Origin of the sequence: Saliphagus sp. GCM10025317 (assembly GCF_042663665.1) — an archaeon.
In the GTDB taxonomy this organism is placed as follows: domain Archaea; phylum Halobacteriota; class Halobacteria; order Halobacteriales; family Natrialbaceae; genus Natronosalvus.
This window is the reverse complement of the sequence record NZ_JBHTAQ010000005.1, coordinates 789,743-816,355: the sequence shown is the minus strand read 5'-3', so window position 1 is coordinate 816,355 and position 26,613 is coordinate 789,743. Positions and strand designations below refer to the sequence as shown.

Here is a 26,613-nt window from a genome sequence, read left to right as displayed (position 1 = left end):
GCCCTCCGTTTTGCGACCTATGAGCCAGCGATTCACTATCACCACCGTCCGACCGAACCGGGAGGGAGACGCGTGAGCGACCTCGTCACCTTCGGCGAGACGATGCTCCGCCTCTCGCCACCCGGGCACGAACGCCTCGAGACCGCCAGCGAGTTCGAGGTTCGCGCGGCGGGCGCCGAGAGCAACGTGGCCGTCGCCGCCGAGCGACTCGGCGCCGTCTCGACCTGGACCTCGAAGCTCCCGGACTCCCCCCTGGGTCGGCGCGTCGTCGGCGAACTCCAGCAGTACGGCATCGACACCGACGTCGTCTGGAGCGACGAGGGCCGCCAGGGGACGTACTACCTCGAGCACGGAGGCAAGCCCCGCGGAACGAACGTCGTCTACGACCGATCGGACGCCGCAATCACGACCGCCGAACCCCAGGAGTTCGACATCGACCTCATCCGGGACGCTCGGGTCTTCTTCACCTCGGGCATCACCCCCGCGCTGTCGCCGACCCTCCGAGAGACCACGGCACAGCTCCTGAAAGCGGCGCGACAGAACGACACGACCACCGCCTTCGACCTCAACTACCGGCGAAAGCTCTGGTCGCCCGAGGAGGCGCGAGACACCCTGACGAAACTGTTCCCCGGAATCGACGTGCTCGTGATCGCGGCCCGCGACGCCCGTACCGTGCTCGGCTACGAGGGTGACCCCCGTCAGCTCGCCCACAAGCTCGGCTCCCAGTTCGACTTCCGAACCGTCGTCGTCACCCGGGGCGACCAAGGCGCGCTCGCCTGGCACGACAACGTCGTCCACGACCACGACGCCTACGAGACCGAGACGCACGACCCCATCGGCACCGGCGACGCCTTCACGGGCGCGTTCATCGCTCGCCGGCTCTCCGGCGATGACGTCGGTCGAGCGCTCGAGTACGCCGCCGCGACGGCCGCCCTCAAGCGGACGATTCCGGGCGACGCTGCCCTCCTCACAAAGGCGGAAGTCGACGCGGTCGTCGCCGACAGCGGCGAGTCGATCTCGCGCTGAACCCCCACCCCACCCTCTCCTCCCACTCTCCCGCCCAGACCAGTGAGCGTCGTGAATCGAGGGGCGAGCGTCGTGAACTATCCTCCTGGACGCACTCGGGTGGTTTCGGACCCCGTTCGATTGGACGGCTCTGTCAGAACCCCTTTTATGGTGCGGGCGAACTGATCAGATGAAATGAATCGAAATGCAATCGTAGCCGTCCTCCTTGCCGCGATGCTCGGCGTCAGTCTCGTCGCCGCGGCCGGGGCCGGTGCGAGTTCGGCCGGATCGAGCGCGACCACCCAGAGCGAAACGTACACAGGGAGCCACCTCGAGTTCGAGACGTCGGGGAGCGCCCTGACGGACTACGCCGTCGGCGGCGAGACCCTCTTTTCGTCGGTCGCCGTGGACTCCCGAAGTAACGCCGGCGTCGGCGGCAGCGGAGGCGCCGGTATCGACCTCGGGGCCGTCGTGAGCCTCGAGGGCGCCGGCCTCTCGGTGAGCGCCGAGTCCCAGACGAGTACGCGAATCGAATCCGAGAGCGGCGCGACGCTGTCGGCCCACGACAACGAACGCGGGATTCTTGTCGTCCGGGCCGGCGGCGACGCCCAGGTCGTCGAAGCCCAACTCGGCGAGAACGTCCAGGCCAGCGCCGAAGGCGACGGCGAGCGCGTCGTCGTCGAGGGCGACGACCGCAACGGCGTCTTCCTCGTGATCGGCGACGGCGACGTGACCGTCAACGAGGAGGGCAACGTCACGGCCAGCCTCGAGGGCGAGTCGACGCTCGTCTTCCGGTCCTACGGGGACGGCGAGCGCACGGACGAGACGAAGTCCCAGGAGCAACTCATCGCCGACGGCTCGGCCGCCGCCGAGGTCTACGTCGAGCAGCGAGACGACGAAACCGTCACCGACTCGGTCACCTACGCCGAGGATCTGACCCTCGAGGCCAAGCAGGAGAGCGAACGCCGCGTCGACGTCACCGTCGACCGCGCCATCGAGGAGGGAACGATCGTCATGACGACGGTCGAAGAGGAGACCGTCGGCACGCTTGAGGACCTCGAGGTTCGCGTCGACGGTGAGGCTGCCGTCCAGGCGTCCTCCCAGTCCGAACTCGAGAGCGCGATCGGCGGCGAGGAATCCGCGTACATGGTGAGCCAGCACGCCGAGGCGGAGACGAAAGCGACCGTCTTCGTCGCGTTCAACCACTTCTCGGAGCGAACCGCGTCGATCGACGGCTCGGGTGCCGACGAGGGCAGTAGCGACGAAGACGACTCGAGCGCCGAAAGCGACGGTCTCCCCGGATTCGGGGCTCTCGCCGCGCTGCTCGGACTCCTCGGGACGGGTGTCGTAGCCAGGCTTCGACGCTAGACTCGTCGTCACGTTCGTTCTCGAAACGCCTTCTCCTGTCGCCAGTGACTCGTCTACGCACGACCGCACCAACGCCTATTGGGGAAGCCACCGTTTCGCCGATATGGACAGTCTCCACGTCGCGATTGTCGGCGCCTACGGGAGTGCGGGCGTCGCCGCCGCCGACGAGTTGCTCGAGCGCGCCCGAGAATCGGAAACCGACCTCGAACTGACGCTGATCGACGACGGTGAACCGGGCGGCGGCCTCTGCATTCTCCGGGGTTGCATGCCCTCGAAGGACGTCCTCTCGGCCGCCCAGCACCGCTATCAGGCGCGACACGACGGTCGGCTCGAAGGCACACCAACAGTCGATCCGGAGGAGATCGTCGCCCAGAAGGACGAGCACGTCCACGGATTCGCTGAGCATCGACGGAATCACGTCCACGATCTCGCCGACCGCGACGGCGTCGAGTTCCTCCACGAGCGCGCCAGGTTCGTCGACGACCGCACGCTCGCCGTCGGCGACCGCACGATCGAACCCGACTACGTCGTGGTCGCGACTGGCTCGACGCTCAACGTTCCCGATACGCCCGGCATCGAGGACGTCGACTACTGCTCGAGCGCGGACGTGCTCGACGCGACGTCGTTCCCCGACTCGGGAATCGTGATGGGCTTTGGCTACATCGGCCTCGAACTCGCCCCCTATCTCAGCGAGGTCAGCGGCGTCGACCTCACCGTGATCGAACACGACAACCGACCGCTCGAGGAGTTCGAGGACGCCTACGGCGACACCATCCTCGACCTCTACCGGGAGCAGTTCGACGTCGAGATTCTGACGAACACCGACGAGGAGCGCCTCGAATCGACTGCAGACGGTGGCGTCCGACTCACGGTCGACCGCGACGGCACCGAGGAGGTCCTGGAGGCCGATCAGCTCTACGTCTTCACCGGCCGCCGCCCAAACGTCGACGGCCTCGGGCTCGAGCACACGACCCTGGAACCGGAGCAGGGCTGGGTCGCGCCGACGATGCAGGCCGCCGCCAACGAGCGCACGTTCGTCGTCGGAGACGCCAACGGCCGCGAGCCGATCCTCCACGTCGCCAAGGAACAGGGGTTCGCCGCCGGGGAGAACGTCCTGCGCCACGCTCGAGGCGACGACCTCGAGCCCTACGCGAACGTCCCCCACCACGTCATCTTCTCGGGCCTGGGCACCTACCCGGTGGCCCGCGTCGGCCACACACCTGATACCGTCGCGGATTCGTCGATGGACGCGATTGTGGTCTCGAGGGAGGCGTCCGACGACGGCGTCTTCAAGACCAAGAACCACCCGGAGGGCGTCGCGACGCTGGTCGTCAGCGCCCGTGACGGGACCGTGCTGGGGTACCAGGGACTGCACCTCCACGCGGACGTGATGGCCAAGACGATGCAGGTAATCGTCGAGATGGGCCTCGACGTGCGAGAGGTTCCGGACCGGGCGTACCATCCGACCACGCCCGAGATTCTGGACGGGTTGTTCCGAGAGGCAGCAGCAGAACTCGAGTAGGCGGTTTTCGGCTCGAAGGGGGACGAGGGGCGTCTCCACAGCATCTGTTGCGGCGAGGCTCCTCGAGCGACGGGAAGATTACCTATAGCACCATAGAGTGTATCACGTCCTACACCGACAACGAATCGAACTCACCGGCGGCGATCTCGGCAGCGATCGCGTCGCTCTCGAGGTCTCCGGGCACGACTGACGGATATTTCCGCCGGAAGTAGCCCACCAGATTCGTGAGGTCGCGATCCAGGAACTCGCGGGCGTGTTCGTGATCGGTCGGCACCGCCTGCGGCCAGTCGAAGATCGTCACCCCCTCTTCAGCGACGAACACGTTGTACTCGCTCATGTCCGCGTGGACGTACCCCTCCTCGTACGCACGCGAGAGTTCTCGCAAGAGTAACTCGAGCACCCCCAGCACCTGGTCGTCCTCGAACCGGGTTCGCGAGAGTTCCACCCCCGGCATCTTCTCCATCACGATGGCGTGTCGGTTCTGGCCGATCGGTTGGGGTACCGAGACGTCGGGATACAGCGTCTCGAGGGCGTCGAACTCGCGTTCAGCCGCTTTCCGGGCGGTGTAGAGCCAAGACACGTGCTGATTCTCCGAGGTGTAATCGCGCTCGCGGTTGACCTCCCGGAAGTTGGTATAGCCCTCCCGGTGGTACTTCAGGGCCAGCGGCTTGTAAGATTTGACTTCGTAGACGTCGCTCTCCTTGCCGACGCCCAGCGGGGCGCCGAACTCCGAAATCGTGTCTCGCTCGACGAGTGCACGAAGGGCGAGGGCGTCGTAGCCCTCGAACTGGAGGGTGTACCCCTCGTACTGGATCGTCTTCTTCTCTACTAGCCCGCGCTTGAGACAGCGCTCGAGGCGGTAGTCCACCTCTTCGGGGGTGAGTCCCGAGAAGTTCGACAACTTCTCGCGCTGGACCCACTCCGAGAAGCGCATTCCCTGCTCGATCCCCGAGAGGAGATAGAAGTCCTCGGACTCGAGTTCTGCCAACAGCTCGGCGACGTTCCGCACCATGGGCGCCGTAGCCGCCGTGGACGTAAAAGTGCTCACAACCGCTCGAGCGGCCCGGGCGCCACGTGATAAACTGTATGTAGCTGTATCAAATCCCGTTTTGCCCGGTGGTCATGGCTCGTCGAGTGGCTCGCGGCGGAGCGCCCTGGTCACCGGATCTCGGCGCTCGAGAGCCGGTGTGGACCGAGAAGACCATGGTTCAGCGAGTAGGAGCGGAAATTCGACCGAACGGCTGATCACCGGAATTCGTCGCGGGAGAGAGCTTCCGTTGCGGGAGAGAGGTTTCGTCGCGAGAGAAGAACTCTCGTCGCGAGAGCGGCGACGTCCGTTCAGCCCTGGTCGGCGTCGTCCGCCGTCGGGAGCGTAAAGGTGAAGGTCGTCCCAACGCCCGGTTCCGAGTCGGCCCGGATCGTCCCGCCGTGACGCTCGACAATTCGTCGGCAAAGCGCGAGCCCGATGCCCGTTCCCGCGTGTTCCTCCTGACTGTGGAGGCGCTGGAACACCTCGAAGATCCGGTCGGTGTCGTCGGGATCGATACCGATTCCCTCGTCTCGGACCGACACCTCCCAGACGTCATCGGCTCGCTCGGCAGTCACATGCACGCGGGGCGGTTCGTCGCCGCTGTACTCGATCGCGTTGCTCAGCAGGTTCTGGAACACCTGACGCAACTGGGTCGGATCTCCCTCGACGCGAGGGAGGGACTCTGCCGTGACGTCGGCCCCGCTCTCCTGGATCGGGAATCGGAGGTCGGCCTGTGCGTCCGAGAGCACCGTCTCGAGATCGACGGGTTCGAACGCGTTCCCCTGGGTTTCCACCCGGGAGTACTCGAGGAGTCCGTCGATCATCTCGCGCATGCGCTCGGCCCCGTCGACGGCGAATTCCAGGAATTCCTCGCCGTCTTCGTCGAGTGCTTCGCCGTACCGGCGCTCGATCAACTGAAGATAGCTCGAGACCATCCGCAGGGGCTCCTGGAGGTCGTGGCTGGCGGCGTAGGCGAACTGCTCGAGGCGCTCGTTCGAGGCCTCGAGTTTTCGCTCGTACGTTCGGCGCTCGGTGATGTCCTGGGACATCCCGAGGGCGGCGAAGACGCCCCCGCTCTCGTCGCGAATTGGGACCGTCTGGAGCTGGTAGACATGCTCGCCGAGTTCGATTTCGAACGAGCTGGACTCCCCCTCGAGCGCGGCCTCGTATCGCGGCACGAGTTCGTCCTCGAGCGGCGCGGGGAGGACGTCCTCGACCGGTGCTTCGAATCCAGACCCGATCGCGACGTCCGCCCCGTCGAGAGGCGTACCACCAATCGTCTGGTAGCGGAGGTGCTCGTCGACGAGCGCGACGGCGCCGTTCGGGAAGTGTTCGACGAGCGTGCGGTAGCGCCGTTCGGACTCCTCGAGCTGGCGCTCGCGCTCTTTCCGTTCGGTGACGTCCCGGAAGTAGACCGAAAGGCCCGTCTCCGACGGATAGACGTGTATGTCTAGCCACGCGTCTAGCGGGTCGGGGTAGTGGAACTCGAACGAGGTCGGTTCCTGCGTCTCCATCGCCTGCTCGTATTCCTCGCGGAGTTGCGTGTTCTCGACCCAGTCGAAGACCTCCCAGACGTGCTCGCCGACGAGCCCCCGATCCTCGAAGTCGATTAACTCCTCCGCGCGCTCGTTGACGTGCGTGAACCGCCACTCGTCGTCGAGCGCGTAGAACGCGTCGGTGATTCGACCGAGGATTTCGCTCAGTTCGGTCTCGAGTTCCGACTTCCGTCGTTCCAGCTGGTGTTCTCGATCCTTGAGGTCGGTGATGTCCTCGCCGGCGACGATGATTCGTTCGACGTTCCCATCGGGATCGAGCACCGGCGCGGCGTTCACGTGCAGGTGGATGCGATCGCCGTCAGGCATTTCGACGACGACTTCTTCGTTGCGGACCGGTTCACCGGTCGCTGCAGCGCGCGCGGACGGCGTTTCGGTCGAGTCGAGCGGGTTCCCATCAGGATCGTAGAGTCTCCACTGACCGGCGCCGTCGGGATCGTCGAGGAATTCCTGTTCGGAAACGTCGAGGGTTTCCTGGGCCCGCCGGTTCGTCATCACCGTCTCCCCGTCGGCGTTCCAGACGCCGATGGGGATCGGCACCGTCCGCAGGAGTTGCTCGGTCTGGTCGCGCTCGCGACGGAGTTGCTGTTCGCGTTCGTGCTGTTCGGTGACGTCCTCGACGGAGAAGACGACTCGGTCGTCGTCGCCGTCGTCGTCGTCGCCGTCGTCGTCGATCGGTGCGGCGTTGATCGAGACCCACCGCCGACCGCGTGCCGGCGAGTCGATCTGGCACTGGTAGCCAAAAACTGGCTCGCCGGTTTCGACAACCTGCATCAACGGCCAGTCCTCGAACGGGATCTGCTCGGCGGCGGCATCGTAGACGTCCCACGTCTCGCGGTCGTGGTCGTGGTCGGTGAACGACGACGCCTCGGCACCGAGCCAGTCCAGGACTCGCCTGTTCGCCCGGGTGAGGTCCCCGTCGGGCGTGCTCACGAGGATCCCAACTGGGACGGTCTCGAGCACCTGGGCGGTGAAGTCCCGTTCCCGGCGGAGTTGCTGTTCGTATTCCCGACGCTCGGTCATGTCGCGAGTGACCTTGGTGAATCCGCGAAGCGTCCCCTCGTCGTCGTGGAGCGCCGTTATGGTGACGTTGGCCCAGAAGAGGGAGCCGTCCTCGCGAACGCGCCAGCCCTCGTCCTCGACGCGGCCCGCGGCGGTCGCCCGCTCGAGATTTCGCTCGGGAACGCCGGCGGCAGTGTCGTCGTCGGTGTAGAACGTAGAGAAGTGCTCGCCGACGATGTCGGCTTCGTCGTAGCCCTTGATCCGTTCCGCCCCGTCGTTCCAGCTGACGACGGTGCCGTCGGGGTCGAGCATGAAGATGGCGTAATCCTCGACCGCGGTGACGAAGGCACTGAACTCCTCTCGATCCGTTCGCCTATCGGGACGCTCAGCGTCGCTCGAGCGCCACCAGACTCGAGTCGACTCGTCGATTCGCTTCGACCGGAGCGTGCCTCGTTCGACGAGTTCCGACAGGGTTAGACGGGCAGACTCCAGGGAGCACTCCAGCTCGTCGGCGACCTCGGCGGCCGAAATCGGCGTCGAGGGGTCCTCGAGTCGCGAAAACACGCGTTGGACGTCCGCTCGAGTGCAGTTCGGAGCCGAACCTGGCGATTCCATTACGCCAAGACCTAGAGCCAGATGTATAAACGTATAGTGGTCTAGCGACCGGACGAAACCGTTCGAGGTGACCCACCTGGGAGCGTTCGAGATCCAGCCGATCGGGCCGTCACTCGAGGGAGGTTTCATCGCCGTCGATCGGTCACTCGAGGGAAGCCCCGTCACAGTCGATCGGTCACTCGAGGGGAGTCCCGTCACAGTCGATCGGTCACTCGAGGGGAGTCCCGTCACCGTCGATCGCGTCGACGTCCGGCGCCGACTCCTCGCGGTGGGTTCCGGCGAAGAGCTTGCCGAGGCCGACGCAGCCGACGTAGATGGCAACGGCGACCAGCACGACGACGCCGCCGGCGGTCGCCTCGGCGTAGTACGCGACCCCGATGCCGACGACGACGGCGAGTTCGGCGAGGACGACCGACGTCAGTAACGCCTGCGAAAAGCTTCGTGCGACCTGCGAGGCGCCAGCGACGGGGACGACCAGCATCGCTGCCACGAGGATGACGCCCATGATCTGCATCGCGCCGACGACGACCAGCGCGGTGAGCATCACCATCACCCGATTGTACCAGCGCACGGGAATCCCCGCAACCTCGGCGGCCACCTCGTCGAAGGTGACGTACAGCAGTTGATTCCGGGTGAGCGCGACGGTGCCGACGACGACGGCGAACAGCACCAGCAGCAAGACCGCGTTTTCGGCTGACACTGTAGAGAGGTTCCCGAAGAGGTACTGGTCGATCGAGACGGTGAGCCCGCCCGCGTTGAGGCTGATGAGCACCGTCCCGAGGGCGAACCCCGTCGAGAGGACGATCGCCATCGAGACGTCGTTGTAGGCGTCGGTGTACTCCGAGATGAGTTCGATGAGCAACGCAGCGATCACCGCGACGACGATCGCCGTCAGGTACGGCGACACCGAGAACGACAGGGTCGCATTGATGAACAGCCCGACCGCGACGCCCGCAAACGCGGTGTGTGCGAGGGCGTCGCCGATGAGCGCGAGCTGGCGGTGAACCAGGAAGGTGCCGATGAGCGGGGCCATCACGCCGATGCAGAGCCCCACCAGGATCGCCCGGTGCATGAACGCGTACTCGGGGTGGATCAGCTCGAGCCCGGTCGCGTAGTACAGCTGGGACAGGAGCCAGTACCACGCCTCGAGCAGCCAGTACAGCGGCTCGAGGGCGACGTCGACGGGTCCCGATTGCAGCGGGTCGTGAGGGCTCGACCCAAGCAGGCCGACGATTGACCGGCTCATCGGCGGTCACCTACGATGGCCGCTGCCGCCCCGAACGCCCGGCCGAGCGCGTCGCTCTCGACGAACGCCTCCGCCGTCCCGTCGAAGTACACCTCGCGATTGAGACAGACGATCCGGTCGGCATGGGCGGTCACTGCGCCCAGATCGTGTTCGATCAGGAGGACGGTGATCCCCGAAGCGTTGAGCGACTCGAGCAGGTCGTAGAACGCCTCGACCGATTCGGCGTCGACGCCGACGGTCGGTTCGTCCAGGACGAGCAGGTCCGCCTCGCCCGCGAGCGCCCGCGCGATGAACGCCCGCTGGCGCTGGCCACCGGAGAGGTTCGTGATCCGCCGATCGGCGAACGCGTCCATGCCGACCGTCTCGAGGGCGCGGTCGACGATTGCCCAGTCCGCCTCGTCGAGTCGGCCGAAGCGAACGTGGGGAAACCGACCCATCTTCACGACCTCGCGAACCGTGATCGGCATCTCCGTCGAGGCACTCGCCCGCTGGGCGACGTAGCCGACTCGAGCGCCGTCGTCGAATCGGTGGGCGGGTTGGTCGAACAGCTGCGCGGCACCCCGGTCCGGTCGGAGCAATCCGAGCGCGAGTCGCATGAGCGTCGACTTTCCGGAGCCGTTCGGGCCCACAATGGCGACGTACTCACCGGGGTCGACACGAAGCGAGACGTCCTCGACGACCGGAGTGGACGTGTACCCGAAGTCGACCTCGGACAGTTCGATGACGGGCGTATTCGGGTCAGCGGAGTTCGTCTGCGCCTCCTGATTAGCTGTAGTTTGCATGTGTCTCACTCGAAATTTCGCCACTCGTCGGCCCAGCCGTCCGGTCCGGCGCTCTCCGGCGATTCGTTGCCGAGGACCACGCTGAACGTGGGCATGTTGATGTTGTACGCAATCTCTTCGTACCCCCAGCCCGCATCGACCCACTCCTCGTAGACGCCGGCGTACGGTGTCACGGGGAAGTAGGCCTCGACGGGCGTCTCTGCGAGCAACTGCTCGGCCGGTTTGCGCGTCTCGAAGACCGCGGCACCGATGTACTCGATGTCGTTCTCCTCGATGACCTCTTTCGCTGCCACGATGTCGCTCGGTGACACGTTCCCGCTGGCAGCGAGGTTCGTGACCAGCGGGCGCATCTCGACGCCGTAGCGAACGCCGACGTACTGGAACGCGTTGTGAGCCGCGAGCTGGACCACGTTCCGCGAAGCCGTCTCGAAGATTCGCTCGTAGTCCGCGTCGATCCGGTCCAGGACGTCCGTCTTGTACGCCTCAGCGTTCTCCCGAAGTGTCTCCTCGTGGTCGGGGGCGACCTCGATCAGGCCGTCGGCAATGTTGTCGACGGAGCGCTTCGCACGCCGTGGGTCAAGCCAGAAGTGCGGGTCTTTGCCTCGTCCGTCGCCGACGCCCTCTTCTTCCGGGTCCAGGCTGGCTGCCAGCGAGACCAGTTCGACGCCCTCGCGGGCGTTGATCAACGCCGTGTCGACCCCGTCGTCCTCGAGGGTCTGAATCGCCCGATCGGCCCAGGGCTGGAACTCCGGGCCGACGTGGACGAACGCGTCCGCCTCGATGATGTCACGCGTGATGCTCGCGTCCGGTTCCCAGCCGTGGCCGTGGAGGCCGGTCGGAATCAGGTTCGTCACCTGGACGGGCGTGTTCTCGGCTATCTTGCGCCCGAAGTCGTAGAAGCTGAAAAACGACGCCGCGACGACCGGCGACCCGTCCTCACCCCTCGACGGACTCCCGCTGAGGCCCGCGAGACAGCCCGCGCTCCCGGCCACGAGGATCCCAGCGCCGCTCGCGAGTGCCTGGCGGCGGGATATCGTGTGTTCGTCAGACGACCGTGATCGCTCGCTCATTGTCGTGACGTAGCACCCACGAACTATAAAGTAGTTACTACTGAATTCTATTTTTAGATGGATCTAAATCAGATGCTCATGTGAAGATTCGTCGATGGTCGACGGTCGACGGTGACCGCACGTCGGAATCCATTTCTCGGTGGCCGACGAGCACACGGGTATGACCGACCTCGCCGACCGCGAGTGGCGCCTGATCAGGGACGACCCCAGGGACGGAGCAACCCAGATGTCCCTCGAGGAAATCGCCGCGCAGACGGCGCTCGAGGACGACCTGCGCACCGTTCGGGTCTACGACTGGAAGCCGAGCACGCTCTCGCTGGGCTACCAGCAAGAACCCGACACCGTCGACTGGGACTTTTGCGAAGAGCACGGGATCGGCGTCACCCGACGCCAGACCGGCGGTGGCGGCATCTACCACGATTCCGTGGCGGACATCTCCTACACCATCGTCGCCCCGGCCGCGGAAGTCCCCGGTGACCTGATGGACTGTTATGCCATGTTCTGTGAACCCATCCTGGAGGCGTTCTCCCGGATGGGCGTCGACGCCGACTTCGCGGGGGCGAAACAGGAGGCCATCTACCGCCCATCGTGTTACCTTCGGGACATCCACCCGGCTCACGACGTGGTGGCCCCCGCAGGCGAAGCCGAGGCGAAGAAGATCAGCGGCAACGCCCAGTACCGCCAGCGCGACGTCGTCATCCAGCACGGCTCGTTGAGTTTCGACCTCGAGCCCGAAACGCACGTCGGGGTCTTCGCCGCGGACATCGAGCCGCAGACGTTTACGGACCGCGTCACGAGCATCCGCGAGCAGGCGGGAATCGACCGCGAGGAGGCCGTCGACTGCCTCGCCAGCGCGCTCGGAGAGTGGTGTGACGCCGAGGAAGGCGAGTGGCGGGACGGGGAACTCGAGGCCGCGGCCGACCTCGCCGAGCGGAAGTTCGGTGCCGAGGGCTGGGTTCGCGACCGAGCACTCGAGGCCTGAGTCGACGCGCGACGGGGGAGAGAAAGGAGAGAACGGGCGCTCGAGGTCGTCGAATTCCAATTCGACATACGGGAAGAGAGACTCGAGGTTCGAAGGTCGAGACTCGGGCGAACGAAAGACGGTCGAAAAGTGCTACTGGAGACCGCTCAGTCGTCGCTCTCGTCGTCGACGATCACTTCGACAGGATCGATCGCCGACTCCGAGCCTGAGTCCGACTCCGACGACGGCGACTGTTCCTGCCAGAGCAGTGCGCCCGCGATGAGGACGACGATCCACGAGCGCCAGTTGGCCAGGTTGAGCGTGTAGCCGACGCCGAATGGCTTCTCGACGAGCATTCCCTTACCGGGTTGCCAGTACGACGAGAGCATTCGGCCGAAACTCGGTCGCTCGAAGTTGTACGGGACGCCGAAAATCTCACCGGAGGTCGGTTTGTCTGCCATACCCGGGCGTACACCGTCCGGTAATAAGAGTATTATGTACGCTCTCTTACGGCGCCCCCCCCCCCGTAGCGCCGTCACCTGCTCGGGACCGTCGCCGGCTGTCTCACTCGAGATCAAGCACCGACCCGAGACCGTACGTCACGCGGACTCGAGTACCGACTCGAGGTCCTCCTGGTCGACGACGGGCGTCGTCGGAACGTCGCCCCCGCCGCCGTAGCCGCGCCCTGTCAGCACGCAGGCGACCGTCTCGTCAGTGTCGATTTCCCCGCGTTCGGTCAGTCGGCGAAGCCCCGCGAGCGTGGTCGCCGAGGCGGGTTCGACGCGCACGCCAGCGTCGCGAGCCAGGCGGTCCTGGGCCTCGAGGGTCGCGTCGTCGTCGACCGAGAGGACGGCGCCATCGGTGTCTCGAACGGCCGCGAGCGCACGGGTGCCACTCGGCGGGTCGGCGTTGGCGATAGAGTACGCGACGGTCGCTTTTACGTCCGCAGCGGGATCGACGCGCTCTCGACCCGACCGGAACGCCGCGGCGATCGGATCGCAAGCTGCCGCCTGGGTCAGGTACAGTCGCGGCAGTGACTCGAGCAATCCGCCGGCGCGCAACTCCAGCAGTCCCTTCCAGACCGCGCTCGCGTTGCCGCCGCTGCTGACCGGGAGGACGATGGCGTCGAGGTCCGGGATACGCTCGAGGAGGTCGAACGCGAGCGTCTTCTGGCCCGCGACCCGGAGGGGAACGTCGGAGTTGAGAAACTGGATTCCGTGTCTACGGCCGAGTTCGAGGGCGTCGTAATACAGTCGGCCGTAGTCGCCGCGGACGCGGACGATTTGCGGGTCGAACCGGGCGATAGCTCGGATCCGCTCCTCGGCGATGTCTGCAGGGACCAGGACGGTGCAGTCGATTCCAACGGCCGCCGCGTGCGCCGCTACGCTTCTCGCCATGTTGCCGTGAGAGACGGTCCCGACGCGAACGACCCCGGCCTCGAGGGCGGCCGCGACGCCGACGGCGCTTCCTCGGTCCTTGAAGCTCCCCGTCGGGTTTCGCCCCTCGTCAACGAGCCATACGCGCGCCCCTGCGTAGCCTTCGAGAGAGCGGCTTCGCCAGATCGACGCGCCGCCAGCCTCGAGGTCGCCCGCTGGCTGGCTCGCCGGAAGCACCGCGTCGTATCGCCAGATCGATCGCCCGCTCGAGCCAGTGCCCGAGGGCCAGCGCTCGAGCGGCTCGATGGGCCGCCACAGCGGTTCGCCGCAGTCACACCGGGCTCGAGGGGGCTCGAACGTTCGTTCGCAGGCGTAGCAGACGCGCATCGGAGGCATTATCGGCCGTTCGGCCCGGAGGACGAAGACTTCCCGGGGCGGCACCATCGGCAATTGGGCGAAATCGGAACCCGTCGTCCTCGTCCGCCACCCTCGATCGTCGGATGACTCGCCGTCTGAGCGTCCACGAGTGCCTCGAGAGGTGAACCAGCAGGCGGAAGAAGTGGCGCAGATATACACCTGGTCGCTATATCAAATGCCCCGCAACTGGTGCGGTTCACTCCTCGAGCGCCGTCTTCAACCCCACCTCGAGCCCGTGTCGCATCGTCTCGAGCGCCATGCTCGGCTGGGTAGCCTCGCGGGTGGCCGCCTGCTCGTGGCTCAGCGGGACGTGGACGAATCCCGACCGAGTCTCGAGATCGTTCGTCTCGACGTACCGGCGAGTCGCGTAAAGGATGTCGTTACAGAGGTGGGTGCCCGCCGACGTCGACAGCGTCGTCGGAATGCCCGCCTCGCGCATAGCCGTCCTCATTTGGCGAACCGGGAGCGTCGAGAAGTACGCGTCCGGCCCCTCGACGTCGACCGGGTCGTCGACGACCGAGCGGTTGTCGTTGTCCGGCGTCCCCGCGGTGTCGCGGAGGTTGATCCCCACGCGCTCGAGCGAGAGTGCGGGTCGACCGGCGGCCAGGCCGAGCGAGACGACTAGCGTCGGGTCGTGGCGCTCGAGGTGCTCGACGAGCGCGGGACGCGCCCGATCGAAGGCTACCGGGAGTTCGCGCCCGACGACGGTCGCCCCTGCCACTCGAGTGCCGTCGAGCGCTGTGGCTAATTGGCTCGCCGGATTCGTTTCGAACTCGCCGAACGGTTCGTAGCCCGTCACGAGAATCGTCGACATGCGCCACTCGTTCGGGCACGCGGTGATGAGTTCTCCGGTCGCAGGCGGTCGCCACGCTTTTTTCGCCGCGTCACGGACGCTCGAGCGTGCTGAGACGAACGATCACCAGCGGTGGGAAACGGCGGGTGCACGGCCATTCTGAACGCGCGGGTGGCCGAGGTAGCCGCGGTGGCCGATAACGTGGCGTCCGTCGACGAGTCGGACGAGGTGAACGAGTCGGACGAGGCGGCCGACAACACGAGTCCCGAATCGGGGACAGGTGGCCAGAATCGCCGCCATCGAATCGTCCGCTGGCTCGCCCTGCTGTCCCTCGGCGTCGTTCCCTGGGTCGTGATCCGAACCAGCGGGACGACGCTGCTGTTTCCCTGGGGGACGGTCGTCCTCGAGACCGGGCACGTCACGCTCCTGCCGACGTTTCTCGACCAACCGGGGCCAACGCCCTCGTACCTCCGCTACTGGCCGCTCGGGAGTCTCGCCTACGCGCTCGCGCTCTGCTGGGCCGGCGCTCGAGCCATCGGCTTTCCCGCCGATCGGCGAGTTACGGCCGGCCTGATCGCACTCATCGGCGTCGCCGCTATCGGCCTGGCCGCCGGGTTCGGGGTCGACCCCAATCGAACCGCCTACCCGCTCGCGACGATCCACGCCCCCCTGGTCGCCGGCTGGCTGTGGCTCTCGAGGATGCCGAGAGGGGACGAGTAGACGACGCGCCCGGAGACGGTGGTTGGTTTGGAGCCGCGACGCTCGTCGACTCGAAACGGGGGGGCGGTAAACGGAAGCGTCGTCGCGGTCTTCGGCGAACGAGACGGTATGAACGAGACGGGGTGGACGACGGACGCTACTCGCTCGATCAGAGACCGCTGCCCCCGCTCTCACTCGGCGACCCCTGTTCCGCCTCGTCTAGCGACTCGAGGTCGCGCTCCAGGTTCGCCTCGGTTCGTCCGCCCGCCTCGCCGGTCAGCTGCCCGAAGATCGCCTCGCGTGCCTCCTCGGGCGTGTCGTAGGTCTCGCCGGCCAGCCGATCGAAGACGCTCCCCATCGTCTCGGTCTCGTTGGGCAGGTCGATCGGTTCACTTCCGTACTCGGCCGCGATTTCCTCGCTCGAGACCGGGTACTCGAGGTCGCCGAGACGCGCTTCGACGGTCTCGAGGATGTCCTCGGTCGATTCGGCTCGGGACGACTGGCGCTCTCGTGCGCGTTCCTGGACGCGTTCGGGGTCGGGGTCTCGCTGGTTAGAACCCGCACTCGAGTCAGCGTCTGGTGGCTGGTCGCTCATGGTCGTCACTACTACGAGCGGCGGAAAAAGCGGTTGGCTGGCGACTGCGGGGGAGGCCGTTTGGCACCGAAACGGGCGTCTCCAGAAGACCGAAACGATCACGTGATCCTGGCGTGCACGTTCGCGAGTGACAGCCTACGACGCGGTCATCTTCGACAGCGACGGCGTGCTCGTGCGCCCGCCGACCGACGACGTCCAGGCGGAGGCGACGACCGCCGCATTCGAAGCGATGGGCGTCGAGACCGTCGACCGGGCGGTCGTCGACGAACTCTGTGACGGCGTCCCCGCCGAGCGAGTCCGGGAACTCTGTCGCCGGTACGACCTCGGGCCGGAGTCGTTCTGGACGGCCTGGGAGGATCACGACGAACGATCCCAGTTTCGCCGGTTCAGGGACGGAACGCGCGGGCCGTACGACGACCTTGAGGCGGTCGAGCAACTCGAGCAACCCTGCGGGATCGTCAGCAACAACCACCACACTACGATCGAGTTCGTCCTCGAGTACTTCGATCTCGAGCACCTGTTCGAGACGTATTACGGTCGGGAGAAGACCCTCGAGAGCCTGGCGTTGCAGAAGCCGAACGGACACTATCTCGAGCGGGCGCTGGCCGACCTCGACGTCGAGGCCGGTCGTGCGCTGTACGTGGGGGATAGCGAGAGCGACGTGCTCGCCGCCCACCGGGTGGGAATGGACTCGGCGTTCGTCCGTCGGGATCACTGTCGGGACGTCGTGCTTTCGGAAGCCGCAACCTACGACGTGGCAGGCCTGGACGCGATGCCGCAGATCGTGCGGTAGGCGGTCGGGTTCGGAGTTCGCCGTGCAAACCGGCGGTCCGCTCTCGGTCACCTCGGGACCCATCCTCGAGGTTGTGACACCCTCACCCCGCCCTCGCCGGAGCTATTTATCTCGAAAACGAACGGTCACGAAATGCCTACCCGGCCGAATCGACTCTCCCGTCGCCGTCTGCTCGCCGCAACTGCGGCCGCTAGCACCGTGCTCGCCGGTTGTTCGATGCCCGACAGCGCTGGCGGGTTACAACCGGACGAGGATGGAGGTGAGGATCGAGAGAGCGATGGAGACGAATCCGCCGAAAACACACCCTCGAACGATTCCAGCGACGAATCACCCGAATCGCCGCTCGAGGCCGACGTCGACCCCACGCCGGTGCTCGTCGGCCTCGAGGTCCCCTGGGAGGTCGCGTTTACGCCCACCGGCGAGGTCTTCGTCTCCGAACGCGCGGGACGACTGACGCGCCTGGACGCGGAGACGCTGCTCGAGGCGGCCGACGATCCGATACGGGCGGGCGACGTTCCCGACGAGCGGCGACAGGAGTGGCCGGGCGAGTCGATCCAGGGAATCGCCGTCCATCCATCGTACCCGGATCCCGCGTACGTCTACCTGTATTACAACGTGGGCGGAGCGAACCGCGTCGGGCGGTTCGACGCAGAGGCGAGCGATCCGGAAGCGACCCACGAGGTGCTCCTCGAAGGCATCGCCGGGGACCACACGATTGGCGGCGAGATTACGTTCGGTCCCGACGGAGCGCTCTGGGTCACGGTCGGGACCGCTGAGAAAACGCCCGCGCAGGACCCCGGAAGCCTCGGGGGGACGGTTCTCAGGCTGACGCCGGACGGCGAGCCTTCACCGGACAATCCCGACATCGACGGCGCCGATCCCCGGGTATTTTCCTACGGGCACCGCAACCCGCAGGGAATCGCCTGGCTCGCCGACGACACGCCCGTTTGCGTCGACCACGGGCCGGGCGGCCGCGACGAAGTGGCCGTCCTCCGACCCGGCGCGAACTACGGCTGGCCGGGCGTTCAGGGAGGTCCCGACGACCCCGAATACGAGTCCTACGACGCCCGTGAGGATGTCGCCCCGCCGCTCGTCAACACTGGGCCGGACGACACGTGGGCGCCCAGCGCGTGCATTCGTTATACCGGCACCGCGATCCCCGCTTGGAGCGACCGGGTACTCGTCGGGACGCTCCAGGGGCAGAACGTTACCGTCCTCACGCTCCGCTCGCCCGATGCCGAACAACCGCCGCTCAAGGGCGATTCGACACGGTACGACGCAGCCTGGCTAGACGACTCCTACACGGTGACCGCCCACCGTATCTTCGAAGACGAATTCGGGCGAATTCGGAACGTCGTACAGGCCCCGGACGGGAGCGTGCTCCTCGCGACGTCGAACCGCGACGGCATGGATGCCGGGTCGTTTCCAATCGACGGCGACGACAGAATCGTTCGGCTCGGGTCGCCCTGATCGTATGAACCTCGAGCCTCCAGAAACGACGGTAGGCTTCACTGCACCCGTCACGTTTCTACGTCACGGAACTGTATAATAAGTTCCATAATAATATCCAGAGCGAGAGAGTCGGTGGGTATGCGGAGATTCACTCGACGAAACCTCCTCGGCGCAACGGGTCTCGCGCTCGGCGGCACGTTACTCAGCAGCGAAGGTCTCGCGGACGACGAGAGCCGCGACGCCTCCGAGCCCGTCTGGCCTCAGCTACAGTTCGACGCGGCGAAGCGCGGAAACGCTCCCCTGTCGGGCCCGTCGGAAAGCCTCCACGCGACGTGGCGGTTCCGGAACGTCGGCGAGTACGGCTGTGCCTCGGCACCCGCGGTAGCGGACGGAACGCTGTACTTCGTCTCGAACGACACCGGCGACGGCGGCGACGCTGACGATGGCCACTCGGGAGTCGTCCACGCGGTCGACGCCGGCGGGTCGGAGCGGTGGCGCACCCGTACGACGGTAGCGCAATCGTCGCCTGCGGTGGCCGAAGGGCTGGTCCTCGTCGGCGGCCACGGCGGCCCGTTGCTCGCCCTCGATGCCACTACCGGCGAGCAGCGCTGGTCGTTCGGCAACAGCTCGTACTACGAGGGATCGCCGACGGTCGCGGACGGTACCGTTTTCACCGCCGCTCGCGCGCCCGAGGGCGGGCTGATATTCGCGCTGAACGCGACGGACGGGTCCGTCGAATGGTCCGTCGAGGCCGACGTTCCCGGCAGTCCAATGGAGGTGACCGGCGTCGCCGTCGCGAACGGCGTCGCATACTTCGGCGTCGGCACGGACGCCAGTGAGGGCGCGCTGTACGCGGTCGACGCCAACACAGGTGACCAACGCTGGCGCGTAGACCTCCCACGCGCGGGACGCAATCCCGGAAACCTCTCGACGCCGACAATAGACGACGGACAGGTATTCTTCGCTACGAACAATGCACTGTTCGCGTTTACACCGGATGGAACGGAACGATGGCGCGAGGAACTCTCCGGCTTCACGCCCAGGTTTTTCACCGAGCAGTCACCTGCCGTCGCCGACGGGTCGGTTTATTTCCTCGACGGCGACGGGCTGATCGCCGTCGATTCGGCCACCAGTGACCGTCAGTGGCGATTCGCCCCTTCGAGCGTCACCGTAAGCAGTTCTCCGGTTCTGGTTGACGGGGCCGTCTACGTCGGAACGGAGGCGGCCGGAATATACGCCCTCGACCCCGATACGGGCGATCCCACCGGACAGTATCGACCGCAGCGGAACGCGGAGATTATCACCCCACCAGCGGTGGTCGACGGAACGGCGTACGTCGGGGGCTTCTCGGCTGCTGGCGAGGAGACCTTCGGCCTGGCCGCGGTGGTGGCAGGAGGCGACGCCACCGCATCAGCCGAACCCGCCCCATCCTTCACCGTCGTCCCCGACGAAATTCTGCGTGAGATGCCCGTCCATTTCGAGAACCGATCAGACGCCTTCGGCGACTTCGACGGCGACTCTGGGACCGCCGAGTTCCGCTGGGACTTCGACGGTGATGGGACGACCGATCGAACGACCGCGAGCACAGACAATTCGATCGCGTACGCCTACGACGAGAGCGGTCAGTACGAGGCGACGCTCGTGGTAAGTAACTCCTACGGGTGGACGGCATCGACGACGAGGACCGTGGAGGTAAGCGAGGAACGCTACGAGGCGCCGACGCCTCGCATCGAGACGGAACCATCGGACGCCCAGGAGACTCGCTTCGAACCCGGGACGACGGTTGTCCTCGACGCCTCCACCTCGTCCGGTGGCTCGAGAGATATCGCGTCTTACGAGTGGGAAATCGATGGATACGGAACGGTCGAGGGCGAACGAGTTCGCGTCGAACTCGAGGAACCGTGTGTGGAGTGGCCGGTCACGCTTACCGTCATCGACGAACTCGGGGCCAGCGAAGAGACGAGCATCGAGCTCCGAACCAGCCGCTGACAGCCTGGAACGGGCGCCGCAGTGCCGACAGGTCGATCCGATCTCGGCAACCCAGTCGCTCACTGCCACGTCGACCACCCCCGTTTCCACTCCCAAAATCGCAGGAAGTAGGCGACCCGCAACGGGTTTCAAGTTCTACTCCACTTTTGACGCCCGTTTTCGGAAAAATGAATCCGGTAGGAGGTACGCTGTAGTCTGCGTTTACGTCGGAATCGCTAACTACTACAGAACGGCCGGAAGATCAGTCCGCTCTCCCCGATTTGAACGGGGGGCAAGTCGATCTACAGTCGACTGCTCTACCAGGCTGAGCTAAGAGCGGTCACTCATACGTAGCAGACGAAGGCGGTATAAGGGTTATTATTCGTGCCGTGTGAGACACCCGTCGGACGCGTGGGAAGTTTCATATAGGATGAGTTATAATATGGTCGGTAACTGAATCGACCATGGGAAAGATCACGTTCCGCGCGGACGACGACCTCGTCGCCGAACTCGAGGCTTTCGACGCCTCGAAGAGCGAGGTCATGCGCGAGGCACTCCGAGCGTACCTGGACGAGCAGCCGACAGACGGTGTCGACGCCCGTCCGACCGACGACGCTCGCGCCGACGCTCCGGACGACAGCCTCGACGCCCTGCTCGAGGAACGGATCGACTCCCTGCTCGAGCAGCGATTGTCCGCTCGTCACTCGTCGAGCGGCCAGGACGTCAACGTCTCCATCGCGCTCGAGGGCGTCGAGGCGACGCGCGCACGCAAGACCGAATCCGCTTCCGCTGCCACCTCGGCTGAGGAAACGCGCACGGCCGACCGCTCGAGCCCCTCGAACGGCTCGACGCGAGACCAACCGGCGCGTTCGATGGAGGACCATTCCGCTCGAGGCGCGCACGCATGTGGCCAGTGCGGGACGGGACTCGAGTCCGAACACGTCTTCTGTCCCAACTGCGGGGAGAAGGCGACCCACCGCGTCTTCTGTGACTGCGGGGACGAGGTGCGATCGGACTGGGCGTTCTGTCCGAGCTGTGGGCGTCGAACGCCCGCAGCGGACGTGCTCGAGTCGAATCAGTCGTGACTGTCATACAAACGATTCCGTCGTAAGACACAGACGGTCACGGACGCCGATAGTTTTAATACATAGCAGCCTGTTGGCTACAGTCGCGTAAGACGGTTGTCTTACAGCGGGTGGAAGTCACCCGGGAATCGTCCGAAGTCGGGCGATTCAACGTGTAAGACACGCCGCGTCTGACAGGGGCGCGCACCGTCTTACCCAATACGGGGAATACAATAATGGAGCGTGTGACACTGCGAATACCGAAACAGCAGATCGAAGAAGTCGAACAGCTGGTCGAGACCGGGGAGTTTCCAAACCGGAGCGAAGCTATCCGTTCGGCCGTGCGAGAAATGATCAACGACCAGTACGAGGGTCGCCACGAACAGCCGGGTAAACGCGGCTGGGCGAAGGTGTAACGATGCAGGACATCGTGCAAGACGCCCTCGAGAACGCCGAAGAAGAGGCCAAGAACATGGACGGCTCCCTCGACGACGACGAGTTCGGGGAGCCCCGAATCGTCATCATCGGGTGCGGTGGAGCCGGCAACAACACGATCAACCGGCTGTACAACATCGGTGTCGAAGGCGCAGAGACGATCGCGATCAACACCGACAAGCAGCACCTGAAGATGATCGAGGCCGACACCAAGATCCTCGTGGGCAAGTCGCTCACGAACGGACTGGGTGCCGGCGGCGACCCCTCGATGGGCGAGCGTGCCACCGAGATGGCCCAGGGCACGATCAAGGAGGTCCTCGGAGACGCGGACCTCGTCTTCGTCACGGCCGGCATGGGTGGCGGTACCGGAACCGGTGCCGCTCCCGTCGCCTCGAAGATCGCCAAAGAGCAGGGCGCCATCGTCGTCGGGATGGTCTCGACGCCGTTCAACGTCGAACGCGCCCGCACGGTCAAGGCCGAGGAAGGCCTCGAGAAGCTGCGCGAGCAGGCCGACTCGATCATCGTCCTGGACAACAACCGGCTGCTCGACTACGTCCCGAATCTGCCGATCGGCAAGGCGTTCTCGGTGATGGACCAGATCATCGCCGAGACCGTCAAGGGCATCTCCGAGACGATCACCCAGCCGAGCCTGATCAACCTGGACTACGCGGACATGTCCACGATCATGAACCAGGGCGGCGTCGCGGTGATGCTCGTGGGAGAGACCCAGGACAAGAACAAGACCGAGGAGGTCGTCCGCGACGCGATGAACCATCCGCTGTTGGACGTCGACTATCGCGGCGCCTCCGGCGGACTGGTCCACATCACCGGCGGCCCCGACCTCACGCTGAAGGAGGCCGAGGGAATCGCCGACAACATCACCGAGCGCCTCGAGGCCTCGGCGAACGTGATCTGGGGCGCCCGGATCCAGGAGAGCTACAAGGGCAAGGTGCGGGTCATGGCGATCATGACCGGCGTCCAGAGCGCGCAGGTGCTCGGCCCGAGTACCCAGAAGCAGGCCGACAAGTCCCGTGCCAGCCTGGAGGGCGTGACCGAAGCGGACTTCGACGCGAGCCAGAACGTTCGCTCCCAGCAGACACAGGAGCGAGGATCGGGCGGGCGGACTTCGAGTTCGCGCTCGCACTCGGGCTCGAGTTCGAGCTTCGGTGCTCAGAGCGACGGCGGCCGCGACCAGGTCGAGCGGAACAACGGCGTCGACGTTATCCGCTAACGCGGGGACTAGCCGTCAGCCGTTCGACCGTCGAGCCGAAACGACACACCAACGCAATCGCGACTGACACACCAACGCAATCGCGACCGCGAATCACGAATCACGACACACCATCGGTCGGCCACCTGTGGCGGCCCTGACACACCGCCGCCGCAGGACACCACACCAGACACACCACTTTGGCCGACCGACGCTTTCACACCCTCAAGTGGCGACTCTCGGCGAGACGCTACCTACACGTGGGTTCCGCGAGCACCGCCGGCCGTTCTCGAGACGCCACTGACGAGGGTGGAACTCCTGAGTACGACGACGTAATACGCCGAGACATTCCTCGAGAGAACTCAAACCGCGTGGATCGACTCGAGCAACGAGCACTTTCGACAGACTTCCCGCGTCGTCGTCGAGCCGCACTCGGTACACGCCTGGAGGTCGGCGTCGTCGCCGTCTTCGTCGTAGCGATCGGCGACGATACCGGCCAGTTCCTCGTAGCCCGAGAGGATGGAGTGGCGTGTTCCGGGGTGATCTTCCTCGAGGCCGTAGAGAAGCTGCTGGATCTCGCCGCGATAGGCCTCGCTCGAGTGGGGACACTCAGTGATGTGGGCGGGCAGGTCCCGGAGGTGGGCGTAGAGAGCGACCTCCTTCTCGGGGACATCCCGGAGGGGTTTGGCCCGGGGAACGAAGTTGTCCTGGTCCCGGCGTTCGTCGAGCGGGCCGAGGCTCGCTTCGAAGTGCTTCGCGATCTGGGAGACGTCGCCCTCGAGGAAGTTCATCAGGGCCGTCTGGGCCTCGTCGTCGAGGTTGTGGCCGGTGAGCATCAGGTCGGCGTCAAAGCGGTCGGCGTACTTCTCGAGGAGGTCGCGCCGGAAGACGCCGCAGTACGCGCAGGCGGCCATGTTTTCGGGGTCGTCCTCGACGACGTGGTCCATGCGGACGTCGAACTCGTCCTCGTAGCTCACCACCTCGTGACGAATGTCGAGGTCCTCGGTCAGCTCGAGGCAGGCCGCCAGGCTCTCGTCGCGATAGCCCTCGATGCCCTCGTGGATCGTGAGACAGACGAGTTCGATCCGGGGGTCCTCGGCGAACGTCTCCGAGAGGATCTGGGTCAGGACGACGCTGTCCTTCCCGCCCGAGAGGCCGATTACCCACGTCTGGGGGTTTTCTGGAGTTGCGTCTCGCGGGACCAGGTCGTCGCGGCGAATCCGGCGTCGGACCCGCTTGTCGACGGACTCGAGGAAGTGGTCTTCACAGAGGTGCGCCCCCGAGTAGGCGGCGTGCATCACCGCCTCGGCGTCACACCGGTTGCAGTTCATCGACTCGAGGTAGCGGGTTCGGGGGGAAACGCGTTTCGCTCCTCGCCGACAGTAACTGGTCGCTCCTCCCTGATTGAAACTGGTCGGTTCTGGCTGGCTGCAACGTCTAGTTAGTCGCGTCGACGGCGTCAGCTTCGTCTCCTGCGTCGGTGTCGGCGTCACCAGCGTCGGCGTCGACAGCGTCGCCACGGCCGACCGATTCCTCGAGCGTGTAGATCCCGTGGGCGGCTTCGATCGCGTCGGCCCCGCCCTCGAGCGCGGTCAACAGGAGGCCGACGTACTGGTCGCGGACGCTCGAGGAGAACAGTTCGTGACCGCCGTCGTAGAGGACCACGTGTTCGGGCGGCACCCGCTCGCCGATGGGCTGGTGGTCGATGATGGGATCTTTGAGCGAGCAGAAGACGACGGCGTCGTGGTCGATCGCCAGGAGGTCGCCCTGGGCGCGGCGCGTCTCCCGGACGAACGACGGCGAAACCCACTTCGGGCCCGTCGCGAGCTGGTGGTCCGTCGCGAGGTCGCCGATGGCCGATCTGTCGGTCTCACCGCGCGGGAGAAACGGCGCACTCGTCGGAATCTGGGAGAGGAGGTCGAGAATCGGGTCGGGAACCCGCTCGTTGTACCCCCACCACGGACTCAGGTAGACGTGGTTGTCCGCGCCGTCGAGCGCCTGGGCGACGAGCGAGCCCGCGCTGTGAGCCAGCAGTTGATAGTCCTCGAGGTCGACGACGTACTCAGCGACGGGCTCGAGCCAGTCGGCTTTGAAGTCCTCGATGTTCGTCGGGAGTTCGAACGCGTGGACGCGGTAGCCGGCGTTGGCGAGCGTTCCGACGAGCCAGCTGACGTTCTCGTGAGTCCAGCGATTCCCGAAGCCCATGACGAAGACGAGGTCCTCCTCGCCCTCGTCGTTGAAGATTCGATGGCGCATCTCGGCTGTCTATTCGTCGGGAAGTGACAAAAGCGTACGCCGTCCGTCGCTGAACTCGGGGGTGGAAGCCAGCACTCCACACGCCAGGATCGAAGGCGCTACCTTGCCCCTTCGAGACAATACACCCACGCAATGCCCGAATCCCTTCGGACGAAACTCGCACGCCATCGCTTCAATCTCTTTCCAGCGTATCGACTCGCCGGCGGTCGAATCGAGTACATCGCGAGCGACTGGCAGGAGGTCCGCGTCTCGATCCCGCGTAGCTGGCGGACGAAGAACGTCTTCGGGACGACCTTCGGTGGGAGCATCTACGCCGCCATCGACCCGATTTACGCGATAATGCTCGTCCAGGCACTCGAGGACTCCTACGTCGTCTGGGACAAAGGCGCGACGATCGAGTTCGAGAAGCCGGCCAAAGAGACGCTGTACGCCAGGTTTCGGCTCTCGGACGAAGAACTCGAGGAAATCGAGTCGGTCCTCGAGACCGAGTCCTCCACGACCCGGACCTATGCGGTCGACATCGTTGCCGCGGACGGCACCCGTCACGCGAGAGCCGAGAAGGAGGTGTACGTCGGGACCGACGAGTCCAAGCGGGCGTAAACCGGCGTTTGCGGAGGCGATCGAGCGAGTTCGCTGGTCAGCACAGGTCGAGGAAAACCGTTTTGCCCGACTCGCCCCAACCTCGAGCCATGAGCGGATTCAGCCGGGCCGACGCCGTCGACAGGGTGGAGGCGATCCTCGAGACCGTCGACTCGGATCCACTGCCAGTTCCCGTCCACGAGGTGTGGATATACGGCGACCTCGCGCTCGGTCTCGACCCCGTCGACCGCCTGGACGTCTACCTGACGAAGGACATCCTGATGCGCGACGAACCAGAGGCGGAAGCCGAGTTCGAGGAGAGCCACGGCGTCGAGGGCGTCGGCAAGTCGGTTCGAGCCGAATGGGCACGCGCCCATCCGGAGTACCTCCGGGCCAACGCGAACGGCCACGCCGCTCCCGAGAAGTGTCTCGCCGCGCAGTTGCTCGCCGACGGCGAACCGGTCCACCTCGAGGTCTGCAACGCCCGGTTCGAGGACAACGTGACCCAGCGACTCCGCGGCGCGCGTTTACGCGAGGACTACACGCAGTTGCTCGACCCGCGGGGCGTCTGTCTCTGGTCCGACGGGGTTCGCAGCGACGACGCCCTCGAGAAGGTGCGAAACAGCGAGCTGGCGTTTCCCACGCTGTCGGGCGCGCTCGAGATGCTCGGAATGGACGATGCGGAGGCCCAGGAGGCCGCGGAGGCGGTCCACGCCTGGCGGGGCGAGCAGGCGGGAGCGACGGTTCGCGGCGACGTGTTGTGAACGTTCTTCACGATGTCGTCGGAACGACGACGGTTAGATTCCACCAGGATTCTGTGAA

General features: G+C 65.6%; 24 protein-coding genes and 1 tRNA gene. 13 read left to right on the top strand and 12 right to left on the bottom strand.

The features are described from left to right. The first annotated feature begins 72 nt into the window (after positions 1-72). From kdgK1 to ACFQS4_RS06085, 3 genes are all read left to right on the top strand, one after another. On the top strand, positions 73-1,026 hold the full coding sequence (kdgK1, locus tag ACFQS4_RS06095; protein WP_497902767.1) for a bifunctional 2-dehydro-3-deoxygluconokinase/2-dehydro-3-deoxygalactonokinase: 954 nt from the start codon (positions 73-75) through the stop codon (positions 1,024-1,026). A gap of 174 nt (positions 1,027-1,200) precedes the next feature. Next, positions 1,201-2,373 carry a PGF-CTERM sorting domain-containing protein gene (locus tag ACFQS4_RS06090; RefSeq protein ID WP_497902766.1) on the top strand — a complete coding sequence of 391 codons (1,173 nt, stop codon included), beginning with the start codon at positions 1,201-1,203 and terminating at the stop codon, positions 2,371-2,373. A gap of 103 nt (positions 2,374-2,476) precedes the next feature. Continuing rightward, complete coding sequence (locus ACFQS4_RS06085; protein ID WP_497902765.1) at positions 2,477-3,895, top strand: dihydrolipoyl dehydrogenase family protein; 1,419 nt, start codon at positions 2,477-2,479, stop codon at positions 3,893-3,895. 109 nt (positions 3,896-4,004) lie between these two features. Here the strand turns inward: ACFQS4_RS06085 and ACFQS4_RS06080 are convergent, their stop codons facing one another. From ACFQS4_RS06080 to ACFQS4_RS06060, 5 genes are all read right to left on the bottom strand, one after another. After that, a complete protein-coding gene (locus ACFQS4_RS06080; RefSeq protein WP_497902764.1) occupies positions 4,005-4,907 on the bottom strand; it encodes a serine/threonine-protein kinase RIO2 in 903 nt (300 codons plus the stop codon). Positions 4,908-5,233: 326 nt separating this feature from the next. Further along, positions 5,234-8,095, bottom strand: a complete 2,862-nt coding sequence (locus ACFQS4_RS06075) for a PAS domain-containing protein (protein ID WP_497902763.1) — start codon at positions 8,093-8,095, stop codon at positions 5,234-5,236. A 208-nt stretch (positions 8,096-8,303) separates the two neighbouring features. Continuing rightward, complete coding sequence (locus ACFQS4_RS06070) at positions 8,304-9,341, bottom strand: metal ABC transporter permease (RefSeq protein ID WP_497902762.1); 1,038 nt, start codon at positions 9,339-9,341, stop codon at positions 8,304-8,306. After that, the gene (locus ACFQS4_RS06065; protein ID WP_497902761.1) at positions 9,338-10,123 is read right to left on the bottom strand and encodes a metal ABC transporter ATP-binding protein; all 786 of its coding nucleotides are present in this window, start codon (positions 10,121-10,123) and stop codon (positions 9,338-9,340) included. The genes ACFQS4_RS06070 and ACFQS4_RS06065 overlap by 4 nt, the downstream gene beginning before the upstream one ends. A 5-nt stretch (positions 10,124-10,128) precedes the next feature. Continuing rightward, positions 10,129-11,193 (bottom strand): metal ABC transporter substrate-binding protein, encoded by a 1,065-nt coding sequence (locus ACFQS4_RS06060; RefSeq protein WP_497902760.1) that lies wholly within the window; start codon positions 11,191-11,193, stop codon positions 10,129-10,131. 160 nt (positions 11,194-11,353) lie between these two features. On the opposite strand from ACFQS4_RS06060, the gene ACFQS4_RS06055 reads away from it, so the two are divergent. Continuing rightward, positions 11,354-12,175, top strand: coding sequence for a lipoate--protein ligase family protein (locus ACFQS4_RS06055; protein WP_497902759.1), 822 nt, complete (start codon positions 11,354-11,356; stop codon positions 12,173-12,175). A 146-nt stretch (positions 12,176-12,321) separates the two neighbouring features. Here the strand turns inward: ACFQS4_RS06055 and ACFQS4_RS06050 are convergent, their stop codons facing one another. The 3 genes from ACFQS4_RS06050 to pcp all read right to left on the bottom strand — a co-directional run bounded on the left by ACFQS4_RS06050 (position 12,322) and on the right by pcp (position 14,761). Further along, positions 12,322-12,615 (bottom strand): DUF5808 domain-containing protein, encoded by a 294-nt coding sequence (locus ACFQS4_RS06050; RefSeq protein ID WP_497902758.1) that lies wholly within the window; start codon positions 12,613-12,615, stop codon positions 12,322-12,324. Between the two features lie 138 nt (positions 12,616-12,753). After that, on the bottom strand, positions 12,754-13,926 hold the full coding sequence (thrC, locus tag ACFQS4_RS06045; protein ID WP_497903156.1) for a threonine synthase: 1,173 nt from the start codon (positions 13,924-13,926) through the stop codon (positions 12,754-12,756). 217 nt (positions 13,927-14,143) lie between these two features. Then, positions 14,144-14,761, bottom strand: coding sequence for a pyroglutamyl-peptidase I (gene pcp / locus ACFQS4_RS06040; RefSeq protein WP_497902757.1), 618 nt, complete (start codon positions 14,759-14,761; stop codon positions 14,144-14,146). Between the two features lie 168 nt (positions 14,762-14,929). Between pcp and ACFQS4_RS06035 the strand changes: the two genes are divergently transcribed. Beyond that, positions 14,930-15,460, top strand: a complete 531-nt coding sequence (locus ACFQS4_RS06035) for a DUF8050 family protein (RefSeq protein WP_497902756.1) — start codon at positions 14,930-14,932, stop codon at positions 15,458-15,460. 148 nt (positions 15,461-15,608) lie between these two features. Here ACFQS4_RS06035 and ACFQS4_RS06030 read toward each other — a convergent pair whose 3' ends face one another. Further along, positions 15,609-16,034, bottom strand: a complete 426-nt coding sequence (locus tag ACFQS4_RS06030) for a DUF5789 family protein (protein WP_497902755.1) — start codon at positions 16,032-16,034, stop codon at positions 15,609-15,611. A gap of 127 nt (positions 16,035-16,161) precedes the next feature. Between ACFQS4_RS06030 and ACFQS4_RS06025 the strand changes: the two genes are divergently transcribed. The 3 genes from ACFQS4_RS06025 to ACFQS4_RS06015 all read left to right on the top strand — a co-directional run bounded on the left by ACFQS4_RS06025 (position 16,162) and on the right by ACFQS4_RS06015 (position 20,268). Then, positions 16,162-16,827: an HAD family hydrolase gene (locus tag ACFQS4_RS06025; protein WP_497902754.1), complete on the top strand. Its 666-nt coding sequence runs from the start codon at positions 16,162-16,164 to the stop codon at positions 16,825-16,827. A gap of 132 nt (positions 16,828-16,959) precedes the next feature. Beyond that, complete coding sequence (locus ACFQS4_RS06020) at positions 16,960-18,297, top strand: PQQ-dependent sugar dehydrogenase (protein ID WP_497902753.1); 1,338 nt, start codon at positions 16,960-16,962, stop codon at positions 18,295-18,297. A gap of 120 nt (positions 18,298-18,417) precedes the next feature. After that, entirely contained in the window at positions 18,418-20,268 is a 1,851-nt protein-coding gene (locus ACFQS4_RS06015) for an outer membrane protein assembly factor BamB family protein (protein WP_497902752.1), read from the top strand. 245 nt (positions 20,269-20,513) lie between these two features. Here ACFQS4_RS06015 and ACFQS4_RS06010 read toward each other — a convergent pair. Then, positions 20,514-20,587: transfer RNA gene (locus ACFQS4_RS06010), tRNA-Tyr, on the bottom strand. A 124-nt stretch (positions 20,588-20,711) separates the two neighbouring features. On the opposite strand from ACFQS4_RS06010, the gene ACFQS4_RS06005 reads away from it, so the two are divergent. The 3 genes from ACFQS4_RS06005 (at position 20,712) to ftsZ (ending at position 22,977) form a co-directional block, all read left to right on the top strand. Beyond that, positions 20,712-21,332 (top strand): double zinc ribbon domain-containing protein, encoded by a 621-nt coding sequence (locus ACFQS4_RS06005; protein WP_497902751.1) that lies wholly within the window; start codon positions 20,712-20,714, stop codon positions 21,330-21,332. 215 nt (positions 21,333-21,547) lie between these two features. Beyond that, positions 21,548-21,727 carry a transcriptional regulator CdrS gene (gene cdrS / locus ACFQS4_RS06000; protein ID WP_253433115.1) on the top strand — a complete coding sequence of 60 codons (180 nt, stop codon included), beginning with the start codon at positions 21,548-21,550 and terminating at the stop codon, positions 21,725-21,727. A 2-nt stretch (positions 21,728-21,729) separates the two neighbouring features. Continuing rightward, positions 21,730-22,977, top strand: coding sequence for a cell division protein FtsZ (ftsZ, locus tag ACFQS4_RS05995; RefSeq protein ID WP_497902750.1), 1,248 nt, complete (start codon positions 21,730-21,732; stop codon positions 22,975-22,977). 341 nt (positions 22,978-23,318) lie between these two features. Here ftsZ and ncsA read toward each other — a convergent pair whose 3' ends face one another. Beyond that, positions 23,319-24,287: a tRNA 2-thiolation protein NcsA gene (gene ncsA, locus ACFQS4_RS05990; protein ID WP_497902749.1), complete on the bottom strand. Its 969-nt coding sequence runs from the start codon at positions 24,285-24,287 to the stop codon at positions 23,319-23,321. A 106-nt stretch (positions 24,288-24,393) separates the two neighbouring features. Further along, positions 24,394-25,212, bottom strand: a complete 819-nt coding sequence (locus tag ACFQS4_RS05985) for an alpha/beta fold hydrolase (protein WP_497902748.1) — start codon at positions 25,210-25,212, stop codon at positions 24,394-24,396. A gap of 132 nt (positions 25,213-25,344) precedes the next feature. Between ACFQS4_RS05985 and ACFQS4_RS05980 the strand changes: the two genes are divergently transcribed. Continuing rightward, on the top strand, positions 25,345-25,812 hold the full coding sequence (locus ACFQS4_RS05980) for a DUF4442 domain-containing protein (protein ID WP_497902747.1): 468 nt from the start codon (positions 25,345-25,347) through the stop codon (positions 25,810-25,812). Between the two features lie 89 nt (positions 25,813-25,901). Further along, positions 25,902-26,555 (top strand): DUF7095 family protein, encoded by a 654-nt coding sequence (locus ACFQS4_RS05975; protein WP_497902746.1) that lies wholly within the window; start codon positions 25,902-25,904, stop codon positions 26,553-26,555. Positions 26,556-26,613 lie beyond the last annotated feature (58 nt).